Source organism: Spirochaeta dissipatitropha (genome assembly GCF_054657935.1).
On sequence record NZ_BAAHXT010000009.1, the window covers coordinates 78,068 to 102,184 of the forward strand.

The window sequence follows — 24,117 nt, forward strand, 5'->3', positions numbered from 1 at the left end:
ATTTCTACAAAGGAGACACGAGAAGTGGCAACTAAAACATTCAGCAATCCAATATTGTCGGGGTTTTATCCCGATCCTACTATCTGTCGCGTCGGGGAAGATTATTACATGGTGACCTCAAGCTTTGAGTACTACCCCGGCCTGCCGATTTTTCACAGCCGCGACCTGGTGCACTGGCAGCAGATCGGGCACGTACTCGACCGACCTTCACAGCTGCCACTCGATGGCGTACGGCCCTCCGGGGGACTCTTTGCTCCGACGATCCGTTACCATGACGGCATGTTTTACGTCATAAACACCATGGTAGCCGGTACGAAGGAATCCGGCAACTTTATCGTCACCGCCAGCGATCCGGCAGGACCATGGTCAAAGCCTTACTGGCTGAAGGATGCTCCGGGTATCGACCCCTCACTGCTTTTCGACGATGACGGGCGTGTCTGGTACACCGGCAACAGAATTTCACCGGAAGGTGAGAAGTACCACGGACATCGTGAAATCTGGCTTCAGGAGCTGAATCTGCAGACAATGCAGCTCATCGGAGAGAAGTACACACTGTATGATGGTATGATGCAGGACAGTATCCATGCTGAAGCACCGCATCTCTACAAAATCGAGGGCTGGTATTTCCTGGTTATTGCAGAAGGTGGCACCAGTCATAATCACTCCGTCACGATTGCTCGCAGCCGGAATATTACGGGCCCTTATCAGAACAACCCGCGGAATCCAATACTCACCCATCGTCACCTTGGGCAGGATCATCCGATTACCGGCACGGGTCATGCCGATTTCGTTGAGACACAGAATGGTGAATGGTGGATGGTTTGTCTGGCAATGCGACCCTATGGCGGACGCCGGCTGGAGCGTGTGTTCCTGCCCGATGGCGATCCCAATGAAGATCACTACTTCAACCTGGGGCGTGAAACCTTTTTGGCGCCGGTAATATGGGAGCACGGCTGGCCCATTGTAAGCCCCGGCACAGGCAAACTCGAGTTTGAGTATCCGGTTCCGGACCTGCCGGAGCATGTACCGGCTACCCGCCCGGTCTGTGATAATTTCGAAAGCGAACATCTGGATTATACCTGGAACTTCCTGCGTACCCCGCGTGAAGACTTCTACAGCCTTAGTGAGCGACCAGGTTTCCTGCGCCTCAAGCTGAGACCGCAGAGACTCTCCGAGTGGGCACAGCCAAGTTTTGTGGGACGACGGCAACAACATGCCAGCTTCAGCGCGCGGACGGTAATGGACTTTACACCTGACTCAGCGAACGAAGAAGCAGGCATCGTACTGCTGCAAAACAGTGATTTCAACTTCCGTTTTGTGGTGACAGGTGCATCTGCACGGTCTGCCGGGAAGGAGCACGGACAAGAGCAGGATCAAGTTCAAAGATACATTCGCCTGATCAAGCGCGAAGAAGGAGTAGAAACGATTCTGTGCGAGCAGCCAATAGCCGACAATCGCCTCTACCTCAAAGTCGAAGCATATGGACAGGTGTACGGATTCTACATGGCAGACACACCGGAAGCATGGGTCCCAATCGCCGAAAACGTTAACGGCAGCATTCTCAGCACAACAGTTGCCGGTGGTTTTGTGGGCGCGTACCTGGGCTTATACGCCAGCAGTAACGGTGAACAAAGCAGCTCGATCGCCGATTTTGACTGGTTCGAATATCTTGAAATCAGAAGATCGTATCCATGCTGTCTGGTATAACGAGCGACTTCGCTCCAGATCATTCTGCTGTCAAACGGAAGTACACGAAATCCTCTGTATTTCCGTTTGATTCGGGTTTACTGGAAAATCCAATCAAGCTGTTCCGTATATTCTTCAGGCTCATTGAATACGGTCATGCAGTGCTCTCCTGGAACCTCCCATATCTTTGTCTCATTTGCGGCATTTTCATGGATCAATCGGCCCATTTCAATCGGCATGACCTGGTCATCTACGCTGTGGATTATGAGGGTCTTACCTTTGTTCAGTTCCTTGACATTATCACGTGCCGGATACGGAGATGCAACGAACAGCCGGACCCAGAAACTGCCGCCTTCGACCGCTCCAACGGCAACATCTTCGAATGCTGAGCCGCCGCCGTCTATTATTACACCTTCAACACTGTCCTGATAGTTGACCGCCAGTCTGGTAGCCAGGTTTGCCCCCAGGGAAAATCCCCAGAATGCTTTCTTATAATCTTCAATAGCATTATGCTCGAGCATTTCCTCTACAACTGCATTCATGGCATTATACACAGATTTATGATCAGGCTGTCCTTCAGATTTCCCATGCCCGGGATATTCGGGTATCCACACATGATAACCTGCCTCTACAATCGGAACGGCAAATTTATACCAGTCCGAGGCGTTCCCGCCTTTACCCTGGATAAGAATGAGGACACGCTGATTGGCAATTTTCTGGTCAGGTTCCAGCAGCAGGGTATGTATTCTGGAACCCTGGTATTCGAACCATATACTCCGATGATCTACACCTTCAATCGGTTCAAACACATCGGACGGTGAATAGAACTGATCGGTAAATGCACAGGCTGACAACAAGGAACCAATAACAGCGACAACAATCATTCTGCGTAACTTCATGAATACTCCTGGATTATTTTAACTTATTTATTTATTATAATGTCAACATATGAAAAAAGTAATACCAACCATTATTTCATTGGCAGGATTAACAATCCTCCTGCTCGCAGTACCAAAAATCTCGGGACTCATTGCTGATCAATTCTCTTACTCCGCTGTGGATCCCGATGGGGCTTTCATGTGGATATCTGTCCATCACATTGTGCAGGCCCTGATTTTTCTGGCACTGATGCTGCCTTTAATCAGATTCAGGAAGTATGACTTCCAGTTGGGGCGCGGTGATTCGAAACAGGGAATCAATTACCTCGTGAAGTTCACCATTATTTTTGGGGTGGGATCTTTGGTCAGTCATGGTATTGCATTGGCCCTCGGTTCATTCCAGCCCTTCCCGTATCCCATGGAAAGCCGCAATATAATCGGGTACCTGGGCTTCCAGCTCCTGCTGTCTGGTCCTTCAGAGGAATTGATTTTCCGGGCCTTTGCAATGACTATTGCCGGAATGCTGGTATCCGGCCGATTGCTCCGGGGAAGAGTCAGTTATGCAAATCTGATTGCTGCTGTTATTTTTGCACTTGCCCACGTCGGCTTCAGCTTTAATCCTTTTACCCTGCGGTACCATCCGTATCAGCTCCTAATGTCTTTTGTACTGGGTCTTTTTTATGGCGATTGCTACGAAAAGTCCGGCAGCGTCATCTACCCCATGGCCATGCACAGCATAAGCAATGTAATAATGGTTGGGGCCACCGCAATCGCCACGGCATTTTTATAATCTATTACTCATGTTCTTTCCGGCAATAGATTATTTTCCGGATACTGTCATCGGAAAGATTGTACATATCCGCCAGGTCCGACACAGCTGTACCCTGGCGTCGTTTCTTGCGGATTTCCCGGTTCCGTCTGGCGATGCTGTCCCGCGTACCGTTTTTCGATCCCCAACCGAGTTTTTCCCCGGATTTGCGTGGAATATAGAGTTGCTCTCCCTGAATATATTGCTGTATTTCCTCAACCAGCTGCTCAGGCAGAATGCTTGAAGCATTTTTGTAGGACACAGATTCTCCTTGCGCGTTCTTTGTTCGAGGATCCGGTCTGTACCTGGCAGTTGTTCAGGGATTCCCTGATGCAATTACTATATTTCTGAGGCTGTTAGAGGGTGCTCAGGAAGGACGGATCCATAATGGCTGTTGTGTGGTTCATTGAAAAAATGTTTTTCATATCGTACCTCCCTGATAATGTGATGAGCTTAATTATAATAGAAAGCCGGGACTTGTAAAGCAGATTCCCGGGGTAAGTTCTTTTAAAATTGTTTTTTCCCTTTCAAAACCCCCGAAAGCGAAGCATACTACTTCTACACAGTCCCTGGCTAGCCGATTGTGAATCTAAACATCCGAATGACCCTGTGGTTATCCGGAAAAAGGAGGTTTTTATGATTGAATTGAACAGAGGTTTCGGCCTCTAAATTACATGAGCCGGCTGTTCTGCAGCCGGCTTTTTATTTCGCCGGCAAGATTCCGGCTGAGTGATAGTAGGGGAGCCGCAGGCTGCCTGGTTTCGGGTAGTTGCGGATGTGTGTTCAGGCCAACCCGAGTTGCCCGAAGCCAGGCCGGAGTGCCGGCCGGGCGCACGCAGTAGCCCGGCGTTTCGGCGCGCAGCCCCGTATAGCACGACCCGCCGCCAGTGTGCTGGTGGGGGTCAGCCCAAGCAATGTTTCCAGAAACCAACGGCCTGGCAATATGCTATGACTGCCGTGATGCACTTACATGGGCATCGAATTCGGCCAGTACGACTTCGTCCTTCTGGGGAAGAAAATAGTTAACGGCCAGAATAACCGCCAGGTTGGTGAGGAATCCCGGGACGATTTCATACATGTGCGCTCCCAGCCCCAGATAGTCCCACAGCACCAGCACGATGGTACCAGTAATCATACCGGCCAGAGCAGCCTGCCAGGTGGTTTTCCGCGAGAACAGCGACATGAGAATCAGCGGGCCAAATGCAGCTCCAAATCCTCCCCAGGCATAAGAGACCAGTCCGAGGATATTACTGCGTGGATTCATGGCGAGTATCATCGCTATGAGTGAGATTACGATTACGCTGATGCGGCCGACAAAAAACAGTTCTTTCTTGGTGGCGTTTTTGTTCAGGATTTTGAGATAGAAATCCTCTGTCAGACTGGATGAGGATACCAGCAGCTGACTGTCAATGGTGGACATAATGGCCGAGAGAATGGCGGCCAGGAGTATTCCGCCAACCCAGGGATTGAACAGGTTCCGGATCATGAGAATAAACACCCGCTCGCTGTCTGCTGCCGCCAGATCGGGGAACATGCCAATACCGACAATACCAATCACCACTGCAAATGCCAGTGAGATTACGACCCACACGCCGGCAATGGCGGTTGACTGCTTGACCTCTTTCAGAGAGCCGATACTCATAAAACGTGCCAGTATATGAGGCTGACCGAAGTAGCCCAGCCCCCAGGCCATAGTAGAGATTATTGCGATCAGCGGCAGGTTGCCAGTAGGAATAATCGAGCCGGATATTTCGTTGGCGGCCATGGCAGCGCTGATACTGCCGCTTTCAAGGCTGAAAAAAGCCAGTATCGGTACCACAGTGACTGCGATCAGCATCAGGGTTCCCTGGAAAAGGTCGGAATAGCAGACCGCCAGAAACCCGCCCAGGAAGGTGTAGAGAACAATCACAAATCCGCCAATGAGAACCGCGGTCTGATAATGGATACCGAACATTGATTCGAACAGCAGGCCGGCTCCGACCAGGCCAGACGAGGCATAGATGGTGAAGAAAAACAGGGTGATAATAGCGCCCAAAATTCGCAGCAGTCCACTGGGATCACGAAAGCGGGCTTCGAAGAAAGTCGGCAGTGTGAGCGCATCGGTTTGCTCTGTATAAACCCGAAGCCGCTTGGCCACGAGCATCCAGTTCAACATGGTTCCGATAAACAGACCGATTGCGATCCAGCTCTGACTGATGCCGGCTACCAGAACGGCGCCCGGAAGTCCCATGAGTAGCCATCCGCTCATGTCGCTGGCCTGGGCAGACAGGGCGGTAACCCACTTCCCCATTTTGCGACCACCAAGAAGATAGTCCTCGATGTTATCGGTCTTCCGGTAGAAATAGATGCCGACAACCATAAGAAATACAAAATACACCGCAAAGGTGATCAGTTCCGCTGCATTGAACATAAGTTACCTCCATGATCAAGGTTTCCCTGAAACAACGGACGGTGTCAAGCTTCTGAAGCAACAGGAATTATTCTCTAAAACATGATAGAATTAGTAATAATTACATGGGTGGAGGAGAGGCTTATGAATAACAATATTATATCTCGAGTGCTGGCAGGAGCATTTGTGTTGATCCTGCTTGGCTTTTTTACAGGGTGCGAGGCTTTACTCGGTGACTTGATGAATGATGAAACACGTTCTGAAGTAACTACTGAGGATGTGATTGAGGATGTGACTGAGGATACTACTGATGAAACGACCGAGGGTACTACTGAGGACGTGACCGAGGAAACGACCGAGGACGAAACTGAGGATGAACCGCAGGGCATGGTTGAGGAGCTTCTTTATGCTGTGAACAACTACCGTGAGGAGAACTCGCTGCCTCCCCTGGAATTCCATGAGAGCCTGGAGGACGCTGCGCAGAACCACACCGATTATATGGTAGAAATTCAGGCGATTACCTACGACAGCCAATACAGCGATGGTCTGTTTCTCCAGGATTTAGGGACGGAATATGGAATTTCATACAGCTATGCGGTGGGGGAAACCGGTCACGGGTTTAATGATAATTTCCCGTTCTTTGATATTACGGTCGATTATATGAGCAATGACTATTTGCGCCCGGATGCAACTCATCACGCAGCAGCCAAGGCATACGGTGCTCGAGAACTGGAAAACGGTGGTTATTCCTACGGTTATTACATGACCTACATCCAGATCGATGCGACAGAGGACAGCGAGGAGGACTAACCCGATCGCTGCCTCTATCGTGGTTTTGTGCTTTACCAGTCGTAGTCGATCTTTGTCCAGTCAGTAGTGATGTCTATCTGCAGCTCAGCATTCTCTTCGATCAGAGTCTGACCAATATCAGGACTTAGAAAGAAGATCTCATTGTACTGGTAGTCATAGGGATCACCGTTGTCTATCTCTTCCTTGTACATGGCGACAACATAGAATTCACTATGCATACCTGAACGTACATCACCTTCCCATCCACTGTGATATCCGTCATTGTAATTCCGCCAGGCATATCCTAAATGGTTGAAGTTCTGCAGCTGATTACTGTTGTAAAAAAACAGGTCGTGAAAATCACCATCCCCAAGCAATTTGTCATCGACAAAACCCTCCGCTACACTCACTTGTACAGTGATTTCCACAGAGGGCTCAGGCATGAGTTCCATAATGGCAGCAATAAGTTCTTCAAGGGATATGTCCTGGATATTCACGATCGCAGCTCCACTATTGTCATATACAGCGGCCGAGAGAGTAAAACCGCTCAAGATATGGTCGAGCGCATCCAGAATCCCTTCAAGGTCCGGGATTTCAGCATCATCTGCTTCAAAAATTACCTCAAAATCCTCCAGTGTAGATGTGAAATCATTGTCATAGGCAATTGTCAGAATATATTTACCAGCCATATTATCGATGCCGTCCAGGGTGACTCCAAGTGTCACCAGAAATCCGCCGTCAAAACCAAGCGACAGCTCCATTTCGGAATCGTCATCACCAAGTTGATCGACTGCAACCAATGCACTGCCTGCCACTCCAGCCTGAATGCGCAGTATAAGGTCCTTAACTATGAGTGTTTGACCGAGCAAATCCAGATCGGCATTCCAATCGTTGTGTACCTGAGCATATAAAATACCATTCATCGCAATAGCCAGCTGATCCGTGGTCGTGCCATTATCTTCGTCCATCTTCAACAACTGAAGATTAGCAGCCGCTGTAAGTGCTGCATTTACAATTATATTTCTATCCCCGGTTTTATCAGTGAGAAAAAAATAGATGTCAGGGAGGTCCAGAAGAAACTGTTCTCCGAGGTACCAGGGCCGCTCGGATTCCTCTGATTCCATAAGCCCTATGAAATCCATTAGCGCTTCAAGCTCTGATGCATAGGCTATGAGCAGTTCATCTCCAACCCGATCCAGTTCCTGATCCATCGCGATATCTGTCTCGGTCATTGCAAAGATCGAAAGCATAAATGCCTGCAATATCCTTTCTAGATCATCATCTCCACTGACAAATGCTACACTGCTGTAATCCGAAAGATCAGACGGCACAATCGGATCAACAGCAAAAGCCGGACGCGATGGCACCGCCGGCTGCACCAGAAACGCGGGGTCCTCTTCATCATCAAGATCATCCAGTCCATCACCAGGCTGGTCGCCCTGAGAATCTCCATTTTCAACGCTTCCGGTTTCAGTATCCCCAACTTGCCCGTCACCACCCCCTGTTGTCGGATCTCCTTCAAAAATCCCTGTGTCACAGCCCATACCAACCAAAGCTACCGCCATCAACAACGCACACAGTACTGCCGCAGTACATACTCTTTGCCTTTTCATACCGCACCTCCTTGGTATATCAATCTCCACAATATAATATATCTCACTGTTGCTATTGATTCTGTATTACGCTATATATTTGTAAAAATTCATCACATAACTTAAGCTGTAATATATGGTCTCGTTCTGCTTATTCGACAAGGAAAACAACATCAAAATAACACAGGCCGTGTGCGTATTGATTTTCATATTCTCAGCCGCTGGAGCGTCCGGGCAAGAGCTATTGCGAACACAGTATCAGGATCTTCCACCTAAGTATTTCATGCAGGACGGTGAGATAGCTGGTGTATGTGTGGAGCTGATCACAGCTCTCAACGAGGAGTTCCGGGGAATTCAGATTGTACTGGCAGAGGGCGATGTTTTTACACCATGGACACGAATCCAGAATAATCTGCAACAGGGAACCATAGATGTATTTCTCGGAATGGCAAAAACCGATGACCGCCTGAAAGACTATATCTGGATCGACGTGCCAGTCTATACAGTGCGAAGAGTTTTCGCCCGGCAGCGCAATAGCGGTTTCATATATAGCGGGAAGTATAGCCTACATGGCCAACGTATCGCGACTACCCGCAGCTCAGCCTCAGCCGCCACATTGCTGGACATGGTTGAAAATCCGGACAGCATATACCTTGTAGACCAGCTTTCACAGGCCCTGCAGATGCTGGCAGCAGGTAGAGTGGATCTGGTATTTTTTCATACCCTGGGTATGGATCATGAAATCTCGGCTCTGGGGCTTTCGGAATATCTGGATATTGCCCCCGGCCATGTCGATACCTACAATCACTATATCGTCATGCAACCTGATACCTTGCCGTGGGTCGTCAGCGAAGTGACCAGGGCCATGCAGGCAATCAGAGAATCTTCAGTTCATAGCGCAATTCTGCAGGACTATGGGCTGGACTACTGATTTGTAAAATCCATACCATTAATAATAATACCTGGCACCTGCCCCGTCCTGCCTGCAGCAGTCCGGAGCACCGGGCTTTGCGGGGGTCCCGTCCGTCAGCCTTCGGCAGCCGGACCGTTCGGCCGCTCAGCGGCCGCCGCCCCTCCAATCCCTGGCGCTAAAATATCGGTATTACTTGACCCCTCACGTGCCCCACATACACTTTAAGTGTGTGGCCCGAGAGATAAGGAATAATCAAGTGAAAAATACCGATACAGACAGGGTTTTCGTATTCTCGAGAATTACCGCAGTCGTAGTTCTGGTGGCCGGGGGCATAATGTCTGCGGCTGTACTTTCTGTTTTCCCCCGCAGGGCGGGGGGCCTGAGTGAACTCATCAACATTGCTGTTATCCTGGAAGGTATGTTTGCAGCGCTTACCGGCATGACCCTGGTATTCGTTGCACTATGGCCGCAAAAAAAACTGCAAATCCTGCGTAATCTGCCTGGCAGGACCCTGATCATTTTTGTTTCTGGAGTCGGTCTTCTGTTGATTTATGCGGTGATCGACGTAGCGGAAGCCTTTGTGCTGATAAATCCGGATAGCGCACTGCAGGTGTTGGAAGAAGCAGCAAAACTTCTGGGGACAGCAGCCGTTTTCAGCGCAGTCACGCTCTGGATACGGGATGTGTCGCAAACCCGCGACCAGCTAATCCTTGGAGAGAGTCTCTTGAATCGCAGTGCAGCTGAACTTCAACATCTTTTCGAATTGTATCCAGATCCTACTTTGCTTATTGATCCAGAGACTGCACGACCTGTTCAATTCAACCCGAGCGCGTTTCAGCAGCTGGGATATACAGCTGAGGAGTTCACCAGACTGCGTATCGAAGACTTTGAAGCTCAAATGACTCCAGAGGAGATTGAGCAACACATCCGACACGCCCTTGAACATGGACGGGACGATTTTGAAACCCGTCACCGTTCTAAGGATGGAACGATAACCGACGTCCAGGTCTCAGTAATCCCGCTGTATATTAAAGGAACTGCACAACTCCTGGCTGTTTTTCGTGATATAAGCAGCTATAAGACAGCCATGCGTGAGCTTGAAGCGAGCGAAAAGCGCTTTGCGGATGTAGCGCTGGCAGCAGGAGAATATATCTGGGAGATCAACACCGAAGGGACCTACATTAGTGTAACCCCACCAGTGGAACCCCTTCTCGGGTATTCAGTAGAGCATATTATTGGCCGATCACCATTTGAGTTCATGCCTGACGAAGAAGCGAAGCGTATCCAGGAATTGCTGCGTGGCTACGCAGCAGACAAGAGCCCCTGGCAGGGAATGGAACATACCTCTTTGCGTTCCGACGGCACCCTGGTCTATCAGCGGGTTAGTGGGCTTCCGATTATCAGCGATACCGGCGAGCTGCTTGGTTTTCGCGGAACCGGCCGGGATATAACGGCAGAAAAAGATGCCGCTACCGCACAGAAAGTGCTTTCGGATCGCCTGGCCCTGGCCACTGAATCAGCTGGGCTCGGAATCTGGGATTACGATCTCATTACTGATCGCCTGGAATGGGATGAAGGGATGTTCTGCCTCTACGGTGTTGCCCCCGCTGACTTCGGCCATAGCTTCACGGACTGGACCCGTACCTTGTTGCCGGAATCGCAGGAACATGCTGTCAGCCAATTCCAGACCGCTGTTGCATCAGGTACTACATTCGAAATTGAAATTTCCATCCGGCGAGCTAATGACGGTCAGGTTCGGATCCTCCAGGGCCAGGCGCAGATTATTCGGAATGCTGCCGGAGAGGCAGTGCGTGTGGTAGGGGTAAACCGCGATATCACCGAGCAGGAAGAGAACAGGCGTCGTTTAGCCGCTGAAGAGGAAAAGTTCCGCACACTATTCGAACTCGCTCCGGTAGGTATCGCAATGAACGACTTTGAAACCGGTGAATTTCTCCGCTTAAACAACGCGGTTGCTGAACCAGCAGGCTATACCCGTGAGGAATTTGCAGCACTCAGCTATTGGGACGTGACCCCGGCAGAGTACATGGAAGAGGAGCAGGCACAGTTGGAATCCATGCAGCGAACCGGGCGCTACGGCCCCTTCCAGAAAGAATATATTCGCAAAGACGGAACCCGCTACCCTGTTCTGCTCCATGGTTTCAAGTTTTCAACACCCGAAGGCAGGGAGGTTATCTGGTCGATAATCCAGGACATTTCCGAGCAGCAAGCCGCGGACCTCGCCCTTCGTACGGCAAAAGAGCGTTTCGAGGGTATCTTCCAGCAAACAAGCAGCGGCGTTGCCGTCTATCGTCCCCTTGATGATGGTACCGACTTCATATTTGTCGATTACAACCCGGCGGCGGCGCGCATGGATCAGAAGGATCAGGACTCGGTAATCGGTCAACGCTTGACTGAGTGTTTCCCTGGCATACGTAACATGGGCCTGATTGAGGTACTCCAACGTGTAGCACGCAGCGGGCAACCGGAGCAACTGCCGCTGTCTGAGTATGAAGATGAAAAGATAACGGGCTGGCGTGAAAACCGCGTGTTTCGGCTTTCCTCCGGCGAAGTTGTTGCGGTGTACGATGATCTTACCGGCATTAAAAAAGCCCAGCAGGAGTCCGAGCGGGCACGCCGGGATGCCGAACATGCCAGTCAGGCTAAAAGTGAATTTCTGGCCAACATGAGCCACGAAATCCGCACTCCGATGAACGCTGTTATCGGTCTCAGCCAGTTGCTATTGCAGACCCAGCTGAACGACCGCCAAAAGGACCACGCCAACAAGGTTTACCGGTCGTCGCAAATGCTATTGGGTATAATTAATGACATCCTCGATTTTTCCAAGATTGAATCCGGTAAACTTGAGCTGGAGGAAAGGAACTTCTCCCTGAACGAAATTGTGGATCAAATGGCTACCCTCTTCGGCGAAACCACCTATGCCCGGCAACTGGAACTGCTGTTCGACATTCAGCCGGATATCCCCTTGTCATTAGTAGGAGACTCTCTGCGGCTTTCCCAGGTGCTGACCAACCTGCTCAGCAATGCCGCCAAGTTCACCGACCCAGGCGGTGTGGTCGAACTCAGCATACGTGCCGTTGCACCAGCGAGTAATGAACACATCAGCCTGAACTTCAGTGTGCACGACACTGGCATAGGCATGAGCACAGCAGAAGCCGATCGACTGTTCCAGCCATTCACCCAGGTCGACAGCTCTACTACACGACGCCATGGCGGCACCGGACTTGGTCTGGTAATCAGCCGACGGCTTGTGGAGAAGATGGGTGGTGAACTGACAGTAAAATCAGAGCCCGGAAAGGGCAGTACTTTCAGCTTTACCTTGACCCTTCCGGTCAATACAGAGGACTCAGGTGAAGTCGGGTGTCCGATAATGCATGGCGAACGCGTACTGGTTGTCGATGATCAGGAAGCCGCACGGCATGTAATATGCGATCTGCTCCACCACTGCGGATTTGTCACCGAGACAGCAGACAGTGGCCAGAAGGCTATAGATGCGGTAGTCGTTGCTGAGCAGAGTGGCAAGCCCTATGATTTCATTCTGATGGACTGGATGATGCCAAACGGTATGAACGGCTCCGAGACATGTGAGGAACTCGAGCGATTGCGGCGAATTGGTACGCTTAAGCATACTCGGCCACCGATTCTCATGGTAAGCGCATATCGAAAGGACGATATTTCCCTGCCTGAACAAGGACTGATCACAGACTTTCTCCCCAAGCCAGTCACCACCTCATCGCTTTACAACGCGCTCATGCGCGCTGAATCCGGCAATCCGGTTGCTCGAGAGCGATCTTCTTCGGTACACAAGCCTGTCCCGGCGCTGAACGATCGCAGCATCCTGCTGGTGGAGGATAATGAAACCAACCGGGAACTTGCCTGGTTCCTCCTGAACAGGACTGGAGCCCGTATTCGAACTGCAGAGAATGGAGCTGAGGCTATAGAGGCCGTACGCGAGGAAAGTCCTGACCTGATCCTCATGGATCTGCAAATGCCGATCATGGACGGTTTCGAGGCAAGCCGAACATTACGGAGTCAAGGCTACACTGGCCCGATCATCGCTCTCTCGGCGGCAGTAATGGAAAACGATCGACGGAAGGCTGATGAAGCAGGTATGAACACCCATATCGGCAAACCAATAGAAAGCGATCAGCTCTATGCCACACTGTCTGAGCATCTTGGCTCGGTCAAGGCGGCAGCACAAGCGGAACCAGAAGACACGCAAGTGCTACCGGAAAGGTTACCCGGCTTTGATCTTGCACGGGGTCGGCGGCAGCTTGGCGGCAATGAAGCCGTTTATGCCCGAGAACTCAAGTCTTTCGGCAAAAAACTACGCAGAGATTTTGAGCCGCTTCTCGAAAATTTGCGATCCGGGAACACCGAAGCAGCCCAGCCCCTTGCACACAGCCTGAAGGGTGCTGCAGGAACCCTGGCTGCGGTGGATCTGCAACACCTAGCCGGGCAGATTGATCATAATCTGACACAGGGCAACCACGTTGACAGCAATCTTATTGACGATATGGAGCAGGCCTTGTTCGCTGCAGAACATGTGCTGACCTCGCTTAAGAACTCCAGTGAGTTGCATGTTTCCGGCACAGCAGATGCCGTGGAGTCGCTGCGAAGCAAACTGAGCAAAAGCGAGCTGGTTGATGAATCAATTCTACAGGAGGCCCTTGCCTATCTTCGCAATCAAGGTATTAACTGTGATGAGCTCGAAAATCAAATTACACAAATGGAATTTGACGGAGCGCTTCACATCCTCGATACTATGGTATATACCGATGGCGGTGAAGAGTTATGACAATTGAAAAGCAACAACAGACTATTCTCATAGTCGATGACGAGACCAGTAACATACAAGCGCTGGGCAATCTGCTCAAGGACGAATACCGCATTCAGGTAGCCACCAGCGGAGAAAAGGCATTATCCATCGTGCAGGATGAATCTCAACCGCTTCCGGATATGATTCTGCTCGACATTCAAATGTCGGATATAGATGGCTACGAAGTGTGTCGGCAGTTGAAGGAAAGCTCGAGAACGGATGGAGTTGTCATTATTTTCGTTACCGCCCGCGACGCTGCGAGTGATGAAGAATTCGGCTTGAAACTTGGAGCGGTGGATTACATCACAAAGCCAATCAGTCCAGCCATTGTGCGGGCCCGCGTAGATACCCACATGAACCTCAAACGCAAGACAAATATGCTTGAGCGGTTTGCACTGCTTGACGGTCTGACCGGGATTCACAATCGTCGCTACTTTGATGAGCAGTTAGAGAAAGAGATCGCGCGAAGCCTACGGGGAGATCATCACCTCTCGGTGATCATGATGGATATTGACCACTTCAAGGATTTCAATGACAACTACGGTCACGGTGCCGGCGACAAATGTCTGCAAAGGGTTGCGCGCACATTGTCCGATAGTCTTCCCCGCCCCAGCGACACATTATGCCGCTATGGCGGTGAGGAATTCGTGGCCCTGCTTCCCGACAGTGACGCAAATAATGCCCGGGTAGTGGCCGACCGCCTGCGGAAATCTGTAGAGGATTTATCCATTCCACATGAGTACTCCACTGCAAGCCCGGTAGTCACCCTCAGTCTCGGCATTGCCTCTGTGGAATCAGCCGCGGAACAGAAAACCGGAGCAGAATTATTACTCAAGCGTGCCGATGCAGCACTTTATTCTGCCAAACGAGCGGGCCGTAACCGAGTCGTTTGAGTCTCTTCCCGCACATCTGTGGAATGTACGGCCGCCGCCCCTCCAATCCCAGGCGTAAAATTATCCTTGCCTTCGAATAAGCATTGCCATAGATTAAAAAGTGATGAACAAGAAAATTATTGTATATGGTGCAACTGGAGGAACCGGAGCTGAAACCGCTCGAAGACTTCATGCCGAAGGACACAGGCTTCATCTGGTAGCCCGGAATGAAGATCAGCTCAGCGAGCTGGCACATGAACTGGATGCAGGCTACACCCTTGGCGACGTCAGGGACAGCGAGCTTTTTTCCCGTGTTGCGGAGGAGGCCGGCGCAGTTGACGGACTCGTGTACGCTATCGGTACAATCAGGCTCCGTTCGCTCAGCCGTTTCACAGCTGAGGATTTTATCGAGGACTTCACTATTAATGCAGCAGCCGCAGCGCTCGCTGTACAGGCTGTACTGCCGACACTGAAAAAAAGCAAAGCGGATCCCTCCATCGTTTTCTACTCGAGTGTCGCAGCTCAACAGGGTTTTGCGATGCACAGTTCCATCGGTATGGCCAAAGGAGCTGTGAGCGGTCTTACCGTATCACTTGCAGCCGAGCTGGCTCCCGGTATCCGCGTCAATGCGATTGCTCCTTCACTTACACGAACACCACTGGCCAGCGGCATGCTGTCCAATGAAAAGCTCGCGGAGTCTATCGCCTCAGCACACCCTCTCAGACGTTTAGGTGAGACAGGCGATATAGCTGCCGCAAGCGTATTTCTTCTTTCCGAAAAGGCCAGCTGGATCACCGGTCAGATAATCGGTGTAGACGGAGGCCGCTCAACACTGCGGACAGGCGCATGAATCGACCTGCAAGCGTACTGATTGTCGGCGCCGGTCTCTCCGGCCTGAGCGCTGCAGATATCCTCACACAGGAGGGCATCAAAGTTTGTGTGCTTGAAAAAAGCCGCGGTGTCGGCGGCAGGATGGCAACAAGAAGAATCGGCGATGCCATATTTGATCACGGCGCCCAGTTTATGACAGTTCGTGATAATGCCTTTGCCCAGGCGATTGCAGGCTGGAGTCAGGCAGGATCTGTCAAGGAATGGTTCAGCTCCACAGGCACAGGGGGAACGCACACCCGGTACCGTGGAAACCCATCAATGACCGCTATCGCACGTACATTATCACAATCAATGGACGTACAGCTGTCAACACGCGTGGTCAGCCTGTCTCCCGATCCTTCTCCCCATCTATCTCCTCATAATAAAGCCGGATGGCGTGCGGTAAAGGAATCCGGTGAGACCATAGTCGCCGATGCAGTTATTCTTACATCCCCGGTCCCGCAATCGCTTGCCTTGCTGGACGCCGGACTCACGGCCCTGCCTCGGAACATCCGACAGGAGCTGGAAGACATCTTCTACGAGTCCTGCATTGCGGTCATGGCAGTACTCGAAGAAAAAAGCAGGCTGCCGGAGCAGGGCTGGCTGGTACCGACTGAAGGCCCCATTGCCTGGATAGCAGATAATCAGTCCAAGGGAATTTCCCCGGTACCGGCTGTTACAATTCATGCGAAAGCAGGATTCAGTGAAACACACTGGGAAGATGACCGACAGAAGACCGGTGAATATCTTCTCTCGGCAGCCCGGCAGTGGCTCGGCTGCGGGGTACGTGATTTCCAGGTACACGGCTGGCGCTACAGCAAACCGGTGGGAGTACGCACACAGCAATGTCTCGGCATCGGCCCCCAGCCGGGCAGCGACGGAGGGTCATTACCGCCGCTGGTTTTCGCCGGTGACGCCTTTGGCAGATCACGGGTAGAGGGCGCATTCCTCTCCGGCCGCGCTGCCGCCGCATATCTTATCGCAAGATTATGATGTTGACGTTTTCTTGCTGTTCACAAAGGCTGCCATTACGGGCTTCGGGCTCCGGTCTTCGTAAAAGAAACCCCAGTGTTTTTCCGGTTCATCCGGATTCTCCGAGCCCTTCCAGGGTTCGTCAAAGGCTTCGAACATGAAGACCGGCACAGCAGATGCCCTGCTCCAGGCTGCGAGTTCGCTGCAATACCTGGACTGATGCCTGGCACTTGCACCTTCGGGCTTGATTCCCCGTCCATCAGATCTGGTTGTCCAGCCGGCTTCGGTAATAATGACCGGCTTGTCCGGATACAGCTCCGCTACCGTTTCATAATCCTGCTTTGTCATTTCCATGGCTGTATCCAGGGGTTCGTTGAGCCAGGCTGGGTAGGTATGAATGCTGATAAAATCCAGCAGCGGCACGAGAGAGCTGATCTTGTCGTGCCAGGGTATATTATTCTCGCATAAAGTAACCGGCCGGGACTGTTTTTCACGTAATTCCTGCAGATACATTGCTACCCGAGGGACCGGAACCAGACCGTCGGTCCAGTCTACCGTTGCTTCATTGCCACCGGATACAGCAAAAATGTACTCTCCGTACTCATTTGACAACTGAATTGCCCGCTGTACCTGCGCTTCATTGTATCGGCGGTTCTCTTCCAGCTGTTCGGTGCTTACCGGGTGGCCCCAGGGACAATCAGGGTTATTAACCTCAGCGTGAAGATCAACACCAAGCATGACCCTCATATCCGGATATTCATTTTTGATCACTTCCAGGGTCAGTTCAGCATGGCGGCTGCAGTCATAAATCCGGATACAATTCCAGTATTCCTTGATTATCCCAAGGTCCTCTTTTATCTGCTGATAATCAGGGTATATCCCGTGCACAGGGCTCTGACCCTTGCGGTAGCCTGAATAGCAGATTGCATCCAGCACACGGGTTCCGGTTATTTGTTCAATTCTGTCGCTTACAGTCACAATTTCTCCTTGCTGCACGGCAGCCGATACCCCATGCAATTTTCTCTATATACCTCATAAAATATCAGACTTAAGGGAATGTTTCCAGCTGCCATAAACATGCAAACAGGTTCACATGAATCGAATAATATTTGTTGACATCAGCAGCGCCATGGCATATATTTACTGCATAGTGAATGAATGATTCATTCATTCACGGAGGTGCTGTCATGAATTATGCGAAACAATTTTTTATCAACAGAGATTTCGGCTTGTTATTTGCCGGCCGCCTGATTTCCCAGGTGGGCGATGGTATTCATTATTTTGCAATGTCCTGGCTGATTCTGGATCTAACAGGATCCGGTGCTGCTTTGGGAACCCTGCTGATACTAGCCTCATTGCCCGGTCTGCTTTTAAGTCCCTTCACCGGGGTTCTCTCTGACATTCTCGATCGGAAAAAAATCGTTCTCTCCATGGATATACTCAGAGGACTTATTCAGCTCAGCCTTGCAATTGCATATATGCACAACATGTTGAGCCTGCCGCTGCTGTATAGCGCTACCGTAATCCTCAGTATTTCCGGGGCTCTGTTCAACCCGGCAATCAGCGCCACCGTGCCTTCGCTGGTAAAAAAAGAGGATCTGGTGCGAGCCAATGCCAGGGATTCATTTTCCTTCAGTGCAACTGGCATTGTCGGTCCCTTAGCCGGCGCATTTCTGCTTGGGGCCTTCGGTTACGGCATAGTGTTCCTTATTAATGGAATTAGTTTCCTGGCATCTGCACTTTCAGAACTGTTTATTCGATTTCCCGAACAGAAAAAGACATACAATGCCGCTGCACTGACACAGTCTGATCAACAGCAAAGGCCGGTAACACAATTCCTCCAAAGCTTGAAAGAAGGCGTTTCATTCCTCTGGAATAATCCTGGACTGAGAATTATTGTGATTGGCGGAATCATGCTCAATGCCCTGCTGAACCCCGTCTTTGCAGTGCTTTTTCCTTTTTTCGGCAAGGAAGTACTGGGATTGAGCGCCCAGGCCTATGGCTTCAGCCAATCCGTACTGCCCATTGGTGCAGTACTGGGTGCAGTTTGTGTGAGTGCTATTGCAGTAAAAGTTTCCAGAGTACGACTGGTTGTTGCCAGCGTCATTATCCAGGGATTATTGATTGCCAGTCTTGGTATTGCAGCGCTGCCGATAGTATATACCCAGCTGCCTGGCTACGGCCGCTTGCTGGGCTTTGCATCTCCTCTTCTCTTCCTGGGATTCTTCAATGTGCTGGTAGGTGTCCCGATCAATGTGATGATGCAGGAACTGGTACCAGATGAATACCGCGGCAGGGTTTTTTCCCTGTTCGGAAGCAGCATGAACATGATCGCCCCACTCGCAATGGGTATATTCGGAGTCATGCTGGACTTCATCCCGATTCATTTCTTTTTCTTTCTATGCGGACTGGCAGCCGCAGCTATTGCAATTGGAATCAATCGCTCAAAAGCATTGCATGCCATATTTTCTGAATCGCAGGCTGATTTTCCCGGCGAAGTAATTCAGTCTGCAGGCTGATTGGTATATAATAGGAAGTGGAAGGCACACATGACAAACAACCAGCTCGAACAGGTATACACAGCAGCCAGCACCCTCTTTATAAACCAGGGCTATGGACCTACCCAGGTATCACAGATTGCGAATAAAGCAGGAATCGCTACCGGTTCCATGTACAAGCTTTTTTCCGGAAAAAAGGCTCTGCTGCACTTTGTACTGCTGAGGACCTTCGATCCCCATAGATTCAGTGAAATAGGACAGGATCCCTTCAGGGAGGTTTCCTCACAGGAACTTGAGGGTTACCTGAAGAGAATTATCGAGTCTTTGTTCAATGACTGCCAGGCATCAGCAACATTTCCATCGCTCTTGTCGAATATATTCGACTATGCATCCCGGTATCAGGTTGCCTTCAACATTGTAAACTGGAACGGTGTAGAATTTCCTGAACTTGCAGCTGCATACAATGAAGCTATAGCGAGACTATACAGCCTACTGGAAAGCAGACTGAAGGACTTTATCAACAGCGGACATATTCGCCCCGTGGAGCATCCACGGCTGCATATCCACAATATTCTTGAAAACATTACCTGGTGGGCAATGTTATTGCCCTACCAGGAAGCAGATATCCGAATACCAGAAGAAAGAGCCAAAGAAATTGCTCTGGATGTGCTTATCCACGGCTACATACAGAGTCCGCAATAACATATGCCAGAAACTGCTGCTCTGCTGCAAGCTCCAGATCGATATGACCAGAAACAATTGAGCATTCCGGCTGCTGATTGAATTCATCTGCCAGCACAACAGGACTGATTTTCGAGGTATCATTAAATCCAAGATGCTGCACCGGGATTCTCAGATTCTGCCGGCTTGTACAGCGGTTGAGGACATGCACCAGTGCGCGGTTTTCGAAAAATCGGCACAGGACCAGCAAGCCCCCATCGGCATAAAGACAGGTCAATGCCCCCTCATGCAAAAGAGGTTCTTCCCGCTTCAGCTTGTTGAGTCTCTGAAAAACCTGATATCGTGCATTATCGGTCCTGGCCGCATCCCATTGCATCGGATACCGACAGCCCTCGGTTGTGCTAAGCCAACCGGGGATCTCCTGTTCATCACCATAATAAATGGAAAACGTACCGGGAAGCATATACATAGCAGCAATAATACCTGCATATAATGAGAGAGATGGTGCATGAGGATGATTATGCACCCTCCAGATATCATGTGAATCCAGAAGATTATACTGCTGCCACATCATCTGGTTAGGGATGCGGAAAAAAACCTGCTTCATCTGTTCCCAAACATCACCTGCATCCAGAGGCTTCAGCATGTGATCCGGGGCTGAGTCCACCATCATAAAGCGATCAGCAAAGCCGAGAAATCTCCGTAAAGGCCTCCCGGATCCCAGATAATTCATTACTCCATCCCATTCATCACCACGCAGAAAATCAAGCGAATCTTCCCAGTGCTCACCGAGAATATAGGCGTCCGGATTCACATCCTTGACCTGTTTTCTTACCTGCTGCCAGACCTCATGACACCGATAATCCTTTGCATAGTTTCCGGTATGTCCAGCGACATCGAAACGCCAGCCATCTATACCGAATGGTTCTTTGAGATAGTGACGTACCAGGGAGTTTTCAGCTCCATAAAAAACCTGCTGGACATCCGGGTTGGAGTGATTCAGCTGAGGAAGGTCACTAACCCCTTCCCAGCCGATGGTGTTTCCCTGTTCGTTTCGATAGTAGTAGGAATATTCCTGTGAATCAGGGTTCTCATCTCCCTTGATCATCCATACATGATCACTGCCGGTATGATTAATGCTTACATCAATTATGATCCTGAATCCCCGGGTATGTGCAGTGCGTATCAAATTGGCCAAAGCCTGATTTCCGCCGAGGTGAGGATCAACATTAAAATAATCCGTGCAGTCATAACGATGATTGGTTTTGGCAGTAAATACAGGATTAAGGTAGAGTGCGTTCACACCTAATTCCTGCAGGTAATCCAGTTTCTGCTCAATGCCTTTCAGATCACCGCCGTAAAAATCGAGACAGCCTGCATCCTCGTACTCACGAGGAGCTTCATGCCATTCTGCCTTCAGGCTGGTAAAACCATGAAAATCAAATTCACCGGTCCTGACTGCCCACCCCGGTTCTCCCTGGCTGAATCGATCAGGAAGAATCTGATAGAACACTGATGACCGGACCCATGCCGGCAGGCAGGTATCGGTGAGCAGGACAAAATTATAATCATCATTCTGATGATACAGCGTATTACCGCGGCGAGTGTGAAACACACACTGATCACCTATCTGGAATACAAATGAATAGGAGAGCTGCTTCTGCTGAAGCTGCAGCTCCAGGGCGTAATAATCAAAACCGAATCGTGATTCCAGAAACCTCATTGGAAGGAATTTCTCATGTCCGTCAATGTGCAAACGGCAGCCTACGCCGCTGATCTCTGCGCCAGGCAAACAGCGGACTTTAATCTGAACGTTCTCACCGATGCGAGGAAGCTCGGGAACGACGAATTCGGAATTGACCTCCGAGCGAATACTCTGCGCCCAGATTGTGTGTAAAAAGCTCATGTATATATCCTTTTTTTGTGTCAGCCTTTGACTGCACCCCTGGTTAAGCCGCTGACAATACTGTCCTGCAGTGCAAGATAGAGAATCACCACCGGGACACTTGCAATCAGACTGCCGGCTGCAAAAACACCCCATCGCTGTACCAGCGGATCCGAGATATATAAGTACAGCCCCACCATAAGGGTGTAGTTCTCATTGCTCCTCATAAAAATACTTGCCATGACAAATTCTCCGAAGGTACCGATAAAGACCAGCAGGCCAATGACTGCCATAATTGGACGGGCCAGGGGAAGCGTGAGATAAACAAATGTCTGAAGATAACTAGCCCCTTCCACATGGGCTGATTCATCGATCTCAATCGGAATCGAGTCAAAGAATCCCTTCATGAACCAGATATTGATTCCCATCTGCCCACCCAGATACACCAGAATCAAACCTCCGAATGTATTGAGTCCCAACATCGGGATATATGCACCGAGAATCTGCAGCAGAAGAAAAAGTGCAACCATGGTCAACATGGGAGGAAATACCTGGACCAACAGTATTGTCATTAGCAGTTGACGGCGGAATTTGAACCTGAACCGGCTGAATGCATACGCACTAATCCCCGTAAGGAATACTGCAAGCACAGCGGTAACTGATGACACCAGCAGTGAATTCAGAATCCAGCGGTAAAACAAGCCTCCCCCAGCCTGAGAAAGATTCCTGAAATTACTCAAGTCTGCGTTGGGGGGAATAAGACTGCCGCTGTACAGGCTTCCGCTTGGATTGAAAGCAGCAGAGACAATCCATATTACGGGAAAAACAGCAAAGACCAGCGCAACTGACAGAAAGGCATATTGAGCCGTTCTGAACGGTTTTGGAAAACGAAAGGCTTTAATTGTCATGTTCACCCTCCCATACCCTGGTTTTACTCAGGTTGAACATTGTTACTACAGTCAGCATGAAAAAGATAACGACCGTAATGGCTGCAGCAAATCCGTAGTCGCTGCCGCGGAGACCTTCGAAGGCCAGGCGATATGTATAGCTAATAAGGATATCTGTGTGTCCAGCAGGTGTCGTTGCACCAGCGATCGGCGGTCCCCCACCATTAAAAAGATAGATCACATTGAAATTATTCAGATTCATGGTGAATGTAGCCACCAGAACCGGTCCGACCGCGCGCAACAAGAGCGGCATGGTGATATTCTGCAGCCTGGTAAAACCTGAGGCTCCATCCACCTGAGCCGCCTCATACAGTTCCCGGGGAATTGCCTGCAGGGCACCACTGCATATCAACAGCATATAGGGATAGCCCAGCCAGAGGTTGATCACTATGACAGCAATACGCGCAGCCATTGGATCGGCAAACCAGGCAGGGACATCTGTTGAAAACAATCGAATAATCTCATTGATGACACCGAAATGCGGATTCAGCAGACCTCTCCATATAAGAATCCCGATTACGCCTGGAATAGCCTGTGGCAGAATCAGCGCTGATCTCACAAGTTTCTTCCCGGGAAAATTCATGGATTCCAGATTCAGGGCGAGAGAGAAACCAAGCAGGAATGTAAGCCCGGTGGAAAAGAGGGAGAAAACAAAGGTCCAGGTAAATATTTCCAGGAATGGACCCCGGATCGCCCGATTGGTGAAGAGACGGCGGTAGTTGCTGAATCCAGTAAAAGTCTGGAACCCAGGTCGCAGATGCTGATTCTCTGCACTGGAAAACAGACCTGTCCGGTCGTTTTGATAGTAGACGATTCCAGTCTGCTGATCGATCATCGCAGGAACATTCCGGTCATAGCGATAACGCTGCTCCAGCTGGGTAGCAACCCGGGATGTCTGCAGCCGCACAGGAGCATCGGAATCACCGAAGAACAGTGATTGCAGCTCCGGAAGCCGCCCGACCACCTGCTGAAACGCAACCTTTTCATACCCACGGATTGAGTCCGGTAATTCCACCTGATATTCCAGCGGCTCCATTGTTCCCGACGTATCAGCAAAGAACTGCTGTCCATCATATTCAAGAATCAGAGCCCACTGCGGCTCCTTCAGGTACGCTGTCCAGCTGTACTCAGGACTGTCATCCGGAGCATACAAGCGGGATTCAAATAATTGAACTACCTGGCGAAGTGTGAGTAGATGACCGTCACGATAGTTGGTCAGCGAACTGTATACCGTAAAAAACATTGGATACACAGCCATGAGTATCAAGAGAAAAAATCCAGGCCCCAGCCATCTGAACGGCATTAGATCACGGCGTATCAGAATCAAACCGGTGCCTGAAAACAGGGTAAAAAAGACCCCTGCCAGGATCCAGTAGCCATCCCGAATCATTTGCCAGGAAAATCCAGCCGCGAGAAGGATTATTATAATGAGTACCGGGATTCGAAGAAGAATCCCGGATTTACCCCATGATGTACGTTTGGAAATATACATGGGTAATT

The 24,117-nt window shown here is 50.3% G+C and carries 18 protein-coding genes; 10 read left to right on the forward strand and 8 right to left on the reverse strand.

The annotated features are described in order from the left end of the window. Positions 1 to 24: 24 nt before the first annotated feature. Positions 25 to 1,707 (forward strand): glycoside hydrolase family 43 protein, encoded by a 1,683-nt coding sequence (locus ACYQ2L_RS11865; RefSeq protein ID WP_460055868.1) that lies wholly within the window; start codon positions 25 to 27, stop codon positions 1,705 to 1,707. Positions 1,708 to 1,784: 77 nt separating this feature from the next. On the opposite strand, the gene ACYQ2L_RS11870 is transcribed toward ACYQ2L_RS11865, so the two are convergent. Then, positions 1,785 to 2,585 carry an alpha/beta hydrolase gene (locus tag ACYQ2L_RS11870; RefSeq protein ID WP_460055870.1) on the reverse strand — a complete coding sequence of 267 codons (801 nt, stop codon included), beginning with the start codon at positions 2,583 to 2,585 and terminating at the stop codon, positions 1,785 to 1,787. 49 nt (positions 2,586 to 2,634) lie between these two features. Here ACYQ2L_RS11870 and ACYQ2L_RS11875 point away from each other — a divergent pair, with 49 nt between their 5' ends. Next, a complete protein-coding gene (locus ACYQ2L_RS11875; protein WP_460055872.1) occupies positions 2,635 to 3,354 on the forward strand; it encodes a CPBP family intramembrane glutamic endopeptidase in 720 nt (239 codons plus the stop codon). Between the two features lie 4 nt (positions 3,355 to 3,358). On the opposite strand, the gene ACYQ2L_RS11880 is transcribed toward ACYQ2L_RS11875, so the two are convergent. Both ACYQ2L_RS11880 and putP read right to left on the reverse strand, forming a co-directional pair. Continuing rightward, positions 3,359 to 3,634: a CD3324 family protein gene (locus ACYQ2L_RS11880; protein ID WP_460055874.1), complete on the reverse strand. Its 276-nt coding sequence runs from the start codon at positions 3,632 to 3,634 to the stop codon at positions 3,359 to 3,361. Positions 3,635 to 4,318: 684 nt separating this feature from the next. Next, the gene (putP, locus tag ACYQ2L_RS11885) at positions 4,319 to 5,782 is read right to left on the reverse strand and encodes a sodium/proline symporter PutP (RefSeq protein WP_460055876.1); all 1,464 of its coding nucleotides are present in this window, start codon (positions 5,780 to 5,782) and stop codon (positions 4,319 to 4,321) included. A 123-nt stretch (positions 5,783 to 5,905) separates the two neighbouring features. Between putP and ACYQ2L_RS11890 the strand changes: the two genes are divergently transcribed. Further along, positions 5,906 to 6,571 carry a CAP domain-containing protein gene (locus tag ACYQ2L_RS11890; RefSeq protein ID WP_460055878.1) on the forward strand — a complete coding sequence of 222 codons (666 nt, stop codon included), beginning with the start codon at positions 5,906 to 5,908 and terminating at the stop codon, positions 6,569 to 6,571. 32 nt (positions 6,572 to 6,603) lie between these two features. Here ACYQ2L_RS11890 and ACYQ2L_RS11895 read toward each other — a convergent pair whose 3' ends face one another. Next, entirely contained in the window at positions 6,604 to 8,163 is a 1,560-nt protein-coding gene (locus tag ACYQ2L_RS11895; RefSeq protein ID WP_460055880.1) for a hypothetical protein, read from the reverse strand. 223 nt (positions 8,164 to 8,386) lie between these two features. Here ACYQ2L_RS11895 and ACYQ2L_RS11900 point away from each other — a divergent pair, with 223 nt between their 5' ends. From ACYQ2L_RS11900 to ACYQ2L_RS11920, 5 genes are all read left to right on the forward strand, one after another. Then, complete coding sequence (locus ACYQ2L_RS11900) at positions 8,387 to 9,073, forward strand: substrate-binding periplasmic protein (RefSeq protein ID WP_460055882.1); 687 nt, start codon at positions 8,387 to 8,389, stop codon at positions 9,071 to 9,073. A gap of 238 nt (positions 9,074 to 9,311) precedes the next feature. Next, entirely contained in the window at positions 9,312 to 13,871 is a 4,560-nt protein-coding gene (locus tag ACYQ2L_RS11905) for a PAS domain-containing hybrid sensor histidine kinase/response regulator (RefSeq protein ID WP_460055884.1), read from the forward strand. Then, complete coding sequence (locus ACYQ2L_RS11910; protein ID WP_460055886.1) at positions 13,868 to 14,785, forward strand: diguanylate cyclase domain-containing protein; 918 nt, start codon at positions 13,868 to 13,870, stop codon at positions 14,783 to 14,785. Before ACYQ2L_RS11905 ends, ACYQ2L_RS11910 begins: the two co-directional genes overlap by 4 nt. Before the next feature lie 103 nt (positions 14,786 to 14,888). Continuing rightward, positions 14,889 to 15,614, forward strand: a complete 726-nt coding sequence (locus ACYQ2L_RS11915) for an SDR family NAD(P)-dependent oxidoreductase (protein ID WP_460055888.1) — start codon at positions 14,889 to 14,891, stop codon at positions 15,612 to 15,614. Next, positions 15,611 to 16,627 (forward strand): NAD(P)/FAD-dependent oxidoreductase, encoded by a 1,017-nt coding sequence (locus tag ACYQ2L_RS11920; RefSeq protein WP_460055890.1) that lies wholly within the window; start codon positions 15,611 to 15,613, stop codon positions 16,625 to 16,627. The genes ACYQ2L_RS11915 and ACYQ2L_RS11920 overlap by 4 nt, the downstream gene beginning before the upstream one ends. On the opposite strand, the gene ACYQ2L_RS11925 is transcribed toward ACYQ2L_RS11920, so the two are convergent. Then, positions 16,622 to 17,584 carry a glycosyl hydrolase family 17 protein gene (locus ACYQ2L_RS11925; RefSeq protein ID WP_460055892.1) on the reverse strand — a complete coding sequence of 321 codons (963 nt, stop codon included), beginning with the start codon at positions 17,582 to 17,584 and terminating at the stop codon, positions 16,622 to 16,624. The genes ACYQ2L_RS11920 and ACYQ2L_RS11925 overlap by 6 nt on opposite strands. A gap of 176 nt (positions 17,585 to 17,760) precedes the next feature. Here ACYQ2L_RS11925 and ACYQ2L_RS11930 point away from each other — a divergent pair, with 176 nt between their 5' ends. Beyond that, positions 17,761 to 19,125 carry an MFS transporter gene (locus ACYQ2L_RS11930; RefSeq protein ID WP_460055895.1) on the forward strand — a complete coding sequence of 455 codons (1,365 nt, stop codon included), beginning with the start codon at positions 17,761 to 17,763 and terminating at the stop codon, positions 19,123 to 19,125. 30 nt (positions 19,126 to 19,155) lie between these two features. Beyond that, the gene (locus ACYQ2L_RS11935; RefSeq protein ID WP_460055897.1) at positions 19,156 to 19,806 is read left to right on the forward strand and encodes a TetR/AcrR family transcriptional regulator; all 651 of its coding nucleotides are present in this window, start codon (positions 19,156 to 19,158) and stop codon (positions 19,804 to 19,806) included. On the opposite strand, the gene ACYQ2L_RS11940 is transcribed toward ACYQ2L_RS11935, so the two are convergent. The 3 genes from ACYQ2L_RS11940 to ACYQ2L_RS11950 are packed head-to-tail and all read right to left on the reverse strand — an operon-like array spanning position 19,775 to position 24,109. Next, on the reverse strand, positions 19,775 to 21,691 hold the full coding sequence (locus ACYQ2L_RS11940) for a glycoside hydrolase family 13 protein (protein ID WP_460055899.1): 1,917 nt from the start codon (positions 21,689 to 21,691) through the stop codon (positions 19,775 to 19,777). The genes ACYQ2L_RS11935 and ACYQ2L_RS11940 overlap by 32 nt on opposite strands. 20 nt (positions 21,692 to 21,711) lie before the next feature. Continuing rightward, positions 21,712 to 22,578 carry a sugar ABC transporter permease gene (locus tag ACYQ2L_RS11945; RefSeq protein WP_460055901.1) on the reverse strand — a complete coding sequence of 289 codons (867 nt, stop codon included), beginning with the start codon at positions 22,576 to 22,578 and terminating at the stop codon, positions 21,712 to 21,714. After that, the gene (locus ACYQ2L_RS11950) at positions 22,568 to 24,109 is read right to left on the reverse strand and encodes an ABC transporter permease subunit (protein WP_460055905.1); all 1,542 of its coding nucleotides are present in this window, start codon (positions 24,107 to 24,109) and stop codon (positions 22,568 to 22,570) included. The genes ACYQ2L_RS11945 and ACYQ2L_RS11950 overlap by 11 nt, the downstream gene beginning before the upstream one ends. Positions 24,110 to 24,117 lie beyond the last annotated feature (8 nt).